This is a genomic window from Alkalibacterium sp. (genome assembly GCF_046484155.1).
Taxonomy (GTDB): Bacteria; Bacillota; Bacilli; order Lactobacillales; family Carnobacteriaceae_A; genus Alkalibacterium.
Map to the genome: position 1 here is coordinate 1 of NZ_JAWOBT010000110.1, position 10,039 is coordinate 10,039.

At 40.4% G+C, this 10,039-nt stretch carries 11 protein-coding genes; 6 read left to right on the forward strand and 5 right to left on the reverse strand.

Going from position 1 to position 10,039, the window contains the following annotated elements:
* Positions 1-146: 146 nt before the first annotated feature.
* Genes R6U02_RS07985 through R6U02_RS07995 form a run of 3 tightly spaced genes read left to right on the forward strand, consistent with a single transcriptional unit; the run spans position 147 to position 2,557 of the window.
* The gene (locus R6U02_RS07985) at positions 147-938 is read left to right on the forward strand and encodes a phosphomevalonate kinase (protein ID WP_410263084.1); all 792 of its coding nucleotides are present in this window, start codon (positions 147-149) and stop codon (positions 936-938) included.
* Between the two features lie 17 nt (positions 939-955).
* Positions 956-2,017, forward strand: a complete 1,062-nt coding sequence (fni, locus tag R6U02_RS07990) for a type 2 isopentenyl-diphosphate Delta-isomerase (RefSeq protein ID WP_410263085.1) — start codon at positions 956-958, stop codon at positions 2,015-2,017.
* A 36-nt stretch (positions 2,018-2,053) separates the two neighbouring features.
* Positions 2,054-2,557 (forward strand): hypothetical protein, encoded by a 504-nt coding sequence (locus R6U02_RS07995; protein WP_410263086.1) that lies wholly within the window; start codon positions 2,054-2,056, stop codon positions 2,555-2,557.
* A 78-nt stretch (positions 2,558-2,635) separates the two neighbouring features.
* On the opposite strand, the gene R6U02_RS08000 is transcribed toward R6U02_RS07995, so the two are convergent.
* The 3 genes from R6U02_RS08000 to R6U02_RS08010 all read right to left on the reverse strand — a co-directional run bounded on the left by R6U02_RS08000 (position 2,636) and on the right by R6U02_RS08010 (position 5,091).
* Complete coding sequence (locus tag R6U02_RS08000; protein WP_410263087.1) at positions 2,636-2,956, reverse strand: AzlD domain-containing protein; 321 nt, start codon at positions 2,954-2,956, stop codon at positions 2,636-2,638.
* A complete protein-coding gene (locus R6U02_RS08005; RefSeq protein ID WP_410263088.1) occupies positions 2,949-3,650 on the reverse strand; it encodes an AzlC family ABC transporter permease in 702 nt (233 codons plus the stop codon). Before R6U02_RS08005 ends, R6U02_RS08000 begins: the two co-directional genes overlap by 8 nt.
* A 139-nt stretch (positions 3,651-3,789) precedes the next feature.
* Positions 3,790-5,091, reverse strand: a complete 1,302-nt coding sequence (locus R6U02_RS08010; protein WP_410263089.1) for a pyrimidine-nucleoside phosphorylase — start codon at positions 5,089-5,091, stop codon at positions 3,790-3,792.
* A gap of 187 nt (positions 5,092-5,278) precedes the next feature.
* On the opposite strand from R6U02_RS08010, the gene R6U02_RS08015 reads away from it, so the two are divergent.
* Both R6U02_RS08015 and R6U02_RS08020 read left to right on the forward strand, forming a co-directional pair.
* Complete coding sequence (locus R6U02_RS08015) at positions 5,279-6,472, forward strand: glycine C-acetyltransferase (protein WP_410263090.1); 1,194 nt, start codon at positions 5,279-5,281, stop codon at positions 6,470-6,472.
* 93 nt (positions 6,473-6,565) lie between these two features.
* Positions 6,566-7,516: an L-threonine 3-dehydrogenase gene (locus tag R6U02_RS08020; RefSeq protein WP_410263091.1), complete on the forward strand. Its 951-nt coding sequence runs from the start codon at positions 6,566-6,568 to the stop codon at positions 7,514-7,516.
* A gap of 161 nt (positions 7,517-7,677) precedes the next feature.
* Here R6U02_RS08020 and R6U02_RS08025 read toward each other — a convergent pair whose 3' ends face one another.
* Together R6U02_RS08025 and R6U02_RS08030 are read right to left on the reverse strand one after the other, a co-directional pair.
* Positions 7,678-8,361 carry an amino acid ABC transporter permease gene (locus R6U02_RS08025; protein ID WP_410263092.1) on the reverse strand — a complete coding sequence of 228 codons (684 nt, stop codon included), beginning with the start codon at positions 8,359-8,361 and terminating at the stop codon, positions 7,678-7,680.
* Between the two features lie 3 nt (positions 8,362-8,364).
* Positions 8,365-9,222, reverse strand: a complete 858-nt coding sequence (locus R6U02_RS08030) for a transporter substrate-binding domain-containing protein (protein ID WP_410263093.1) — start codon at positions 9,220-9,222, stop codon at positions 8,365-8,367.
* Positions 9,223-9,570: 348 nt separating this feature from the next.
* Between R6U02_RS08030 and R6U02_RS08035 the strand changes: the two genes are divergently transcribed.
* Positions 9,571-10,039, forward strand: a 469-nt coding sequence (locus R6U02_RS08035) for an amidase family protein (RefSeq protein ID WP_410263094.1), incomplete at its 3' end; no start/stop codon positions are given.

A 10,039-nucleotide genomic window follows, 5' to 3' on the forward strand; every position in this document is an offset into this window, starting at 1 on the left:
GGATGATAAACTCTCCTCAACTTTCTAACAACACGCTGTACTGGAAACGAGTGGATCGTGATCCTTTTCTAGAAGAAACAAACGAAAAGGCGACTATTTTATTGAAAACCATTGAAGTGACTGAGCGCTTTTAAAGAGAAAAGGGAATGACGCTGCCTTACTATGACGTAAGGATAGCGAGTTCATTGAACAGCGAGGATGGCCGGAAATACGGTCTAGGTTCCAGTGGGGCTATAACAGTCGCAACGATTTTAGCTTTGCTTGAATCAGTCGGGTATTCTCTAAGTGATGAGGAGATATTTAAACTAGCTGCAATTATTCACACGTCTCTACATAGCCGTGGCTCACTTGGAGACTTAGCTGCAGCCACCTATACAGGCTGGATCGCTTACTTCAGTCTGGATAAAAGTTGGCTGAAGGAAAAGCTGACTGATGCGAGTCTCACTTCACTTCTCGAGTGTTCATGGCCTGAACTGAAAATCGAACGGCTCCCCTCCCCCAAAAAATTAAATCTTATCGTTGGCTGGACAGGGATACCGGCTTCGACAGAAACCTTTGTCACTTCTATCGAGCAAGACCGAAAAGGAATAGACGATCAAGCGTTTCTGATAGAAAGCAAAACCTGTGTGCTGGATTTAATTGACGGCTTAAAAGCAAACGACACGCAACAGATATATGAATCTATTCGTTACAACAGAGAGTTGCTGCTTGATATGAGTCAAGCAAAAAACATCACCTTAGAAACGCCTCCGCTTCAAACGCTTACCCATATTGCTTTAAAATATGGTGCAGCTTCAAAAACGTCTGGTGCTGGAGGTGGAGACTGCGGAATTGCCCTGATCGATTCAAATCTCAAGAAAAGACAGATACTATCGGAATGGCGAGCAAATAAAATTGAACCTCTCTCTCTTAATGTGTATGATAAATCTAATCAATAAAATCTGGAGTGTGCTTTATGCCGAAAACCAATAACCGTAAAAACGAACATGTCTCATTATCAGAAAAATTTTATGATCAGAATCACTCTTCGTTCAACGATATAAAATTTGTTCATCACTCTTTTCCACAATGCGATGTCTTGGATGTGGATCTTTCTGTTTCTTTAGATGATCTGCAATTCTCATCCCCTTTCTTTATCAATGCTATGTCCGGTGGGAGTGAATGGACCGGGAAGGTCAACGAAAAACTAGCTGTCATTGCCCGAGAAACAGATCTGGCAATGGCTACTGGCTCGGTCAGTGCTGCCCTTAAAGACCCTTCTCAAGCCGGATCATTTAAAATTGTTCGCCAGACGAATCCGAATGGTCTCGTTTTCGCAAACTTAGGTGCCGGACACGGTTTAGAGAACGCCAAACGCGCCGTAGATTTACTCGGTGCAGATGCGCTTCAGATTCATTTGAACGCACCTCAGGAAATCGTTATGCCAGAAGGGGACCGTGAATTTTCAAACTGGATAGAGAATCTTCAAACTATAGTTAACGGCTTACCTTTACCCGTCATTGTAAAAGAAGTGGGCTTTGGCATGTCTAGAGAAACAGTGGCATTGCTCGAATCTATCGGTGTTAAACTTATCGATATAAGCGGAAAAGGCGGCACCAACTTTGCTAAAATAGAAAATTACCGCAGAAAAGACTTTAAATTGGATGATTTTGAAGAATGGGGACAATCCACAGTCGTCTCTCTTCTTGAAGCACAAGAAAGTGTCAAACTGGCTTCGATCATCGCTTCTGGAGGCATCAGACGGCCGATGGAAATCGTTAAGTCATTAGCACTCGGCGCTTCGATCAACGGGCTTTCGAGTCAAATCATGCATATGGCATTGGATGATGTGGATGACGCAATTCTGACCATTAATCATTGGAAAGAAGAAATCAAACGCATCATGACTTTACTCGGCGCAGAATCTATTGATGAGTTAAGAAAGACGGATATAATCATTTCGGGGTCTGCTGCACAGTGGTGTGAAGCTAGAAATATTGACAAATCCAGCTATGCTTTTCGCTCGGAAACTCGTTAAAAAATATAATCTGATTTCAACTGAAGAAGGCTGCTTATGAATCGTTCAAACTTAACCCATTTACTGTTTATCTATGCGTGGATCCCCTTATATATACTTATTCAATTGACTTGGGGATTTTTCCAGACGTCATTGGGATTCGCCTTGTTCCTCTTTTATTTTAGGGCACCCCATGATTTTTATCATGGAAGCATCCGGACCAAGTGGTCATCGTTCAACGGGATTTCTCTCGGCTTATTTATCTTCACGCCGAATGATCGTGAAGATAAATTGCTAATACGCACCCAAAACGATGAAAACCGTTTGAAAGAACAGTGTGACCGACTGTCGGTCCACGAATATGGACATACCTATCAGTCCATCCTTTTAGGCCCCCTATACCTTTTAGTTATCGGTATCGTTTCCTGGTCTTGGGCACGGATGGAAAGGTATAAAAATCTCAGAAAAAAATACGGTGTGCCTTATTCATTCTGCTGGACAGAAGAATGGGCCAACTCTTTAGGCGAAAGAATATTGAAAGAACCTTCTATTCATCATTAACGAAAAAAAGTCATGAAATTAATCATGACTTTTTTTCGTTTTTTTGTAAACAATTCATGCCACTTTAAAACTCTCTTTTTACAACATCCAGAACAAAGTCATTGCAAGCACACCTGTGATCATGGACCAGAGCAAACTTTTTGTTTTATAGGCTACGATCAAGACAAGCACAGATGGAATGAGTTTGATGTTACTAAGCGGCTGTAACGAAAAAGAACCTTCCCAAAAAAATATGTCCGAAGCTATTAAAGATGCAAAGATCGAAACAGGGATATATGACATCCAGCGACTGAATGACGGAGAAATCTCTTTTTTACTCAAAAGTAAGATCGGTAAAAACCTCGGAATATAAGTAACTATGGCCATTCCTAAAATCAGCAACCCTATTTGACTAGTCATCGATCCTCACTCCTTTTTCAACGGTTCTATTTTCTATATAATAACCGACAAAAGACGCAATGATCGTCGCTAAAACCAAAGCGATATTGTGTTTAAGCAGTATCGTAAGCAAGACGGACAGCACGACAGCGACAACCCCAGCGATAATGTGTTCTTTTGAAACGAACTGCAGCACCATCATACATAAAAACATCGCGATCAAAGCATAATTCATGATCAGTGTGTTAATGGTGACCTGACTTCCAATAATCCCACCTAATACCGTGCTCACTACCCAGGCCGAATAGTTGAAAAGATTGGTGAACAGGGCCTCGTTCGTTGTCCAGTCATCCTTCTGAAACTTGGAGTAATTGATACCAAATGATTCATCGGATAGCGTATGACTAAAGATACTTAAATAGCTTAGCGGTTTCTTTTTGACGTATTTAGCAATGCTTGCCGACATCAAAACGTGTCTCAAATTCAAGAAGAAGACCATCAATATGATTGAGGGAACTGTCGCACCTAAGGCTATCATACTTCCTGCTAAAAACTGAGCAGCTCCCGCATATACAAGACTACTCATGAGAAAGATAGCCAACACATTGAATCCGGCATCATATAAAACAATACCACAGGCAATTCCCAAGCCGAGATAACTTGCCATGATCGGCATGCTCGCCTTCATTCCATTAAGGATCGATTCCTTTCTCATCTACCTTTCTCCTTTCTGAATTCTTCGAAAAAGTTATCACATCAGTATAGCATACCTTTATCTGCAAAAATAAAAGAGAAGCGCCAGATACCGAACGTATCCAATCGCTTCTCCTTCGTATTACCTTTCAAGGTTTCTCTTATTGAATGATTTCATGAATCAGTGTCGGTACTTCAGCAGACTCTGCCAGTTTAATGTTGTCTAAGATTTTAGTTATTACTTCTTCTTTGATCTCTTTATTGGAATAAACCGTCACTAATGCTTCATTTTTTTCGACAGCATCTCCGATTTTTTTGTGCATATATATCCCTGCAGCTAAATCGATGTCACTTTCTTTTGTTTCACGACCAGCGCCCAGCATCATCGCAGCGATACCGATCTGATCGGCGACGATTTCAGAAACCTTACCGGATTCTTCAGCTAGAACATCTTGTGAATATTTGGCTTTCGGTAGAACACCTTCTGGATCATCAGCAACTGCAGCGTCGCCGCCCTGTGCATCCACAAATGTTTTGAACACGTCCAAAGCTTTGCCGTTGTGCAGGTTTGCTTCGAGTTTAGCTCTTGCCTCTTCCAGAGAAGAACCGACTCCGCCTAAATAAGCCATCTGACTACCTAAAACCAAGCAAAGTTCCGTTAAGTCTGCGGGCCCATTTCCTTTAAGCGTATCGATCGCTTCTTTCACTTCCAGGCCATTACCGATGGCATTACCCAGTGGCTGGCTCATATCGGATATAACAGCCATAGTGTTTCTACCGACAGCCTCACCAATATTCACCATTGTTTCAGCCAATTCTTTCGCTTGTTCAACGTTCTTCATAAACGCACCGGCGCCTATTTTAACATCTAATACAATAGCATCCGCACCTGCGGCTATTTTTTTACTCATAATCGAACTTGCTATCAGTGGAATCGATTCTACTGTACCCGTGACATCACGCAAGGCATACAGCTTTTTATCTGCGGGAGTTAAATTACCCGATTGTCCAACGACAGCCACTTTGTTTTTATTGACTAATTCGACAAATCTTTCCTGAGAAACTTCAACGTTAAATCCCGGGATGGCTTCTAATTTATCGATCGTTCCACCCGTGTGACCCAGTCCACGTCCACTCATTTTCGCAAAAGGTACGCCGACACTGGCAACTAATGGCGCTAAAACCAGTGTCGTAGTGTCACCTACGCCCCCAGTTGAGTGTTTATCAACTTTGATTCCTTCTATGGAAGATAAATCGATTTGTTCACCCGATTCAACAATAGCCATAGTCAAAGCACTGCGTTCCTCATTATTCATGCCATTAAAGTAAATGGCCATTGCCATCGCACTCATTTGGTAATCAGGAATAACTTCTGACGTATAGTTTGTTATCATCCATTTAATTTCATCCTCTGTTAAAGCCTGATTATGTTGTTTCTTGTCAATCAAATCGATCATTCTCATCAGTTTTTCACTCCAGTTCTTGTTAGTTATATAGATTAGTTTAGCATAAATCTTTTAAATAAGAAGGTATTTTGACTAAGAGACGATAAGAATCCTCCAATAATCTTCAGGATTACTATACGATTTTTTAAAAGAGTGGTAAAATTAAACATGAGGATTCTGAACACATTACAAAAGGAGAGATTTCATGACTAGTCAAAAATTGAATACCTATTTAGAAGAAAACTTGAAAGAACTCAAAGATAACGGTCTTTATAACGAAATAGATGTCCTTGAAGGTCCTAATGGCGCAGAGATCATGATCAATGGAAAAAAATTGATCAATATGTCTTCCAATAATTATCTGGGTTTTGCGAATGACGAACGCTTAAAAGCTAAGGCGATCGAAGCCACAGAGACATTCGGTGTCGGCGCTGGTGCAGTTCGTACCATCAACGGTACACAAACGATTCACGAGGAACTAGAAACTAAAATTGCCGCATTCAAGCAAACCGAAGCCGCTGTTGCTTTCCAATCCGGATTCAACTGTAACATGGGGGCTATTTCAGCTGTCATGAATAAACATGACGCTATCTTGTCAGACGAGCTCAACCACGCTTCAATTATTGATGGGTGCCGTCTGTCAGGGGCTAAAGTTATCCGTGTGAACCACCAGGATATGGATGATCTACGCGCCAAAGCAAAAGCAGCCACAGAAAGTGGTCAATATGAAAAAGTAATGTACATTACTGACGGTGTCTTCTCAATGGATGGCGATGTCGCTAATCTTCCAGATATTGTTAAAATTGCCGAAGAATTTGACTTGATCACCTATGTCGACGATGCCCACGGATCAGGCGTTATGGGCAAAGGCGCTGGAACAGTCAAGCATTTTGGTTTACAAGACAAAATCGATTTCCAAATGGGAACCTTGTCTAAAGCCGTCGGTGTCGTCGGTGGTTATGTTGCCGGCACACAAAATCTCATCGACTGGTTGAAAGTCCGTGCACGTCCTTTCTTATTCTCAACGTCACTAACACCTGGAGCTTGTGCTGCATGTATTGAAGCCATCGATATCATGTCTAGTTCTACTGAAGAAAATGAACGTCTGTGGGAAAATGGACATTACCTTAAAGAAGGACTCAAAAAATTAGGCTTTAATATCGGTAATTCAGAAACCCCGATCACCCCATGTATTCTTGGTGAAGAAAAACTGACTCAAAGTTTTTCTAAACGTCTGACTGAAGAAGGCATCTATGCTAAATCGATCGTCTTCCCTACTGTGCCTCGCGGCAAGGGTCGAGTGAGAAATATGCCTAGTGCTGCTCACACCAAAGATCACTTAGATCAGGTGCTGGAAACATACGAAAAAGTCGGAAAAGAATTAAACGTCATCAGCTAACTAAACAACAAAGAGTGAAAGAGAAATGAACACACTTGTTCTTTCTCTTTCTTCTCTTATTTTTAAAAATTTGAAACTGTCGGAGGATTTTTTGTGAAGAAAATTATAATTACTGGAGCTTTAGGACAAATCGGTTCTGAGCTGACTATGAAACTAAGAGAATTACATGGAAAAGATAATGTTGTTGCAACAGATATCAAAGAACCCAAAGATTCTAAAGTCGTAACTGATGGAATTTTTGAACAACTCGATGTAACTGATGTGGACCGCATGAAAGCATTAGTCGAAAAATATGAAGTGGATACCTTTATCCATCTCGCTGCCTTACTTTCAGCCGTTGCTGAAGCAAAACCGAAACTTGCCTGGGATTTGAATATGGGCGGATTACTTAATGCTCTAGAAATTTCTCGTGAATACAACTTGAAATTTTTCACCCCAAGTTCTATCGGCGCATTTGGCCCTGAAACACCCAAAAACCAGACACCTCAAGTCACTATTCAACGTCCGACGACGATGTACGGTGTAACGAAAGTAAGTGGCGAATTACTCGGTGATTACTACTTCCAGAAATTTGGTGTGGATACCCGCAGTGTTCGCTTCCCTGGATTGATTTCTCACGAAACTTTACCAGGCGGCGGAACGACAGATTACGCCGTGGACATTTATTTTGAAGCATTGAAAAATAACGCCTACACTTCTTTCATAGATAAAGGGACATACATGGATATGATGTATATGTCTGACGCTGTTGATTTAATTATTCAGCTAATGGAAGCCCCAAGTGAGCAGCTCAAATATCGCAACGCCTATAACGTCAGTGCGATGAGTGTGGCACCTGAAGATATTGAGCGCGAGATCCAAAAACACATCCCAGAGTTCAAACTGACTTATGATGTAGATCCGGTCAGACAAGCCATCGCAGAATCATGGCCAAATGCCATCGATACAAGTGCAGCTCAAGAAGAATGGGGATTCTCACCTCAATTCGATTTAGAAAAAATGACGACAGACATGCTGGAACAATTGAAGAACAAAAATATTTAATTACACTTTTGCATAAAAAGATTACGAAACCCTTTAGTCCATATCCCAAAACATAAAGCAACTCCTGACACTATTTAAGTATAGTGTCAGGAGTTGCTTTTATCTATCGGATTTTTCATGTTATGAACAGGGCTAGAAAGGTATACTAGTAAATAAATTTTTTAATTAATTATATATCTAGAAGAAATTTGTTCCAGATAATCCTGCAGCAGACTGAATATACTACAGATTACCCAGTAAACCAGCGCAACTAAAATATACATGGTCATATAATCGTGCTCTCTTCCACCTACTATCCTGGCGTTTTGAAAGATTTCGTTCACCGTTATCATAGCGGCGAGTGACGTCCCTTTTATTACATCCAGCAATACACTACTTAATGGGGGGATAGCTATCCGAACTGCTTGCGGTAAAATGATTTTTTTCATTGTTACGTATGGATTCAAGCCCAAAACGGCTGCCGCCTCCCACTGTCCTTTGGCAACAGAAGATAGTGCAGAACGGAGTATTTCAGAAATATAGGCGGCAGCATTTAAGCTGAAACAAATAATAGCAGAGGTTAGTGCGTTAAATTGAATCCCCGCAAAAGGAAGTCCGAAATATATTAGAAACAGAAAAACTAATGTAGGTGTTCCTCTCATAAAAGAAATATACAGTCGAGCTGCCCATCGTAAAACTTTAAATTCTGACAATCGCATTAGCGCAAGTATCATGCCAATTACTATCCCAAGCATCGTGCTTGTCAGTGCGATACCGAGTGTATAAGGAACGCCTCTTAAAATGAAAGGAAGAGATTCTAGAGCTAATTCGGGATCGAATATATATTGCCATTGTATAGACTGCACTATCTAGTCCTCGATTTCGATGGTCATGACATCAAAATCCTGCTCAACTGTTACATCTTCACCATAGTAAAATAGTTCAGATAATTCACTCAATGTGCCATCTTCGTGCATTTCTTGTAAAGACTGATCGATTTGTTCAGTCAAAGTGTCGTTTCCTAATTTCAAAGAAAAGTTCGTATAGCTTGGATTAAAGAAAAGTTCTTCATGAATTTGTACGGGGATATCAGGAAATACGGTCAATGCCATTTTCTGTCCATAGAAATCATTAACAATGAGATCCGTTCGCTCGTTTGCAACATCCCACAAGTACTGGTCATTAGTTGCATTATCATAAATAACTAATTCAGCACCGTATTGTTCCGCTATTTTCATGTATGTAGTGGTTGCGGCTCCAGCTGCACGTTTACCATCAAGATCTTCCATTTCATTGATACCCGAGTTGTCTTCTTCACGTACAATCATTGACATATAGGAGTATTTGTATGGCGTAGTATAATTGTAACGATCTGCATTCTCTCCTGCATGACTTATACTTAAAGCCGCTACATCAATCTGTTCACTGTTCAATGAAGTCAGCATACCATCAACATTCATTTCAGTGAAGTCTACTTCCAGATCTAAACGTTCCCCAACTTCTTTAAGGATCTCCACTTCAAAACCAGTCAATTCATTCGTATCTGCATCATGGTAAGAATTAGGAAAGTATGTACCTGATGTAGCTGCGCGAATGACACCCTCTTCTCTTATCTTATCCCAATTATCGCTCGAATCTTCTGCTGCTCCTGTCCCATTCGAGTTGCACGCTGCGAGAAGCACTACACTTCCTAAAAATACACTTTTCAATTTCAATGACCCATTCATATTTTCGTTTCCCCTTCCTATTACTTAAAAAATCATAGCAATTCCCTGAATTTAAATCAAAATTTAATGAAAAAGCAGACCAAAATACTTAATCTATTCAATTTCAACTCTCGAATAGATGATTAAACCAGTGTTTATCTTTATTATAAATAAACAATTTTGTATTATAATATAATTCGGTACTTGGTTTCTATTCATGTCCTTTTGTAGCGATGCCTAAACCATAGGTATAATTCAACCTCCACGATTCTTATAATACAGATGTATTTATTCATTTCGAATATGAGTTGGGCTTATATTCATCTATTGATATACTTTCTTTAAACCACTATGAGACGAGGAGAAATAATGATAAATACAATCGACCGCACTAAAGATGGGCTATACTATGCCGAACAAATCAAAAATGGATTGTTGTCCTCTGAGGAACTGATACTATCCAGCTTTCAAGAAATCAAGAGCAGTAATCCACTGTTGAATGCCGTAATTAGTACACGAAAAGAAAAAGCGCTGCAGGAAGCGTCAAACCAAAATTGGAACGGCAAAATCTTTGGGGGTGTTCCTGTCCTGTTAAAAGAACTCGGACAAAACTTAGAGGGTGAACCAGCCAGATCCGGTTCAAAACTATTAAAAGACAATAAAGCAGTCCGTACCAGCCATTTTGTTGATCGACTGATCAAGGCCGGTTTTATTCCTATCGGCTCAACAAATGTACCGGAATTCGGATTTACGAATATTACACATTCAGATTTATCTGGGCCTGTACGAAACCCCTATAACACTGACTTGAATGCAGGAGGATCAAGTGGAGGAGCAG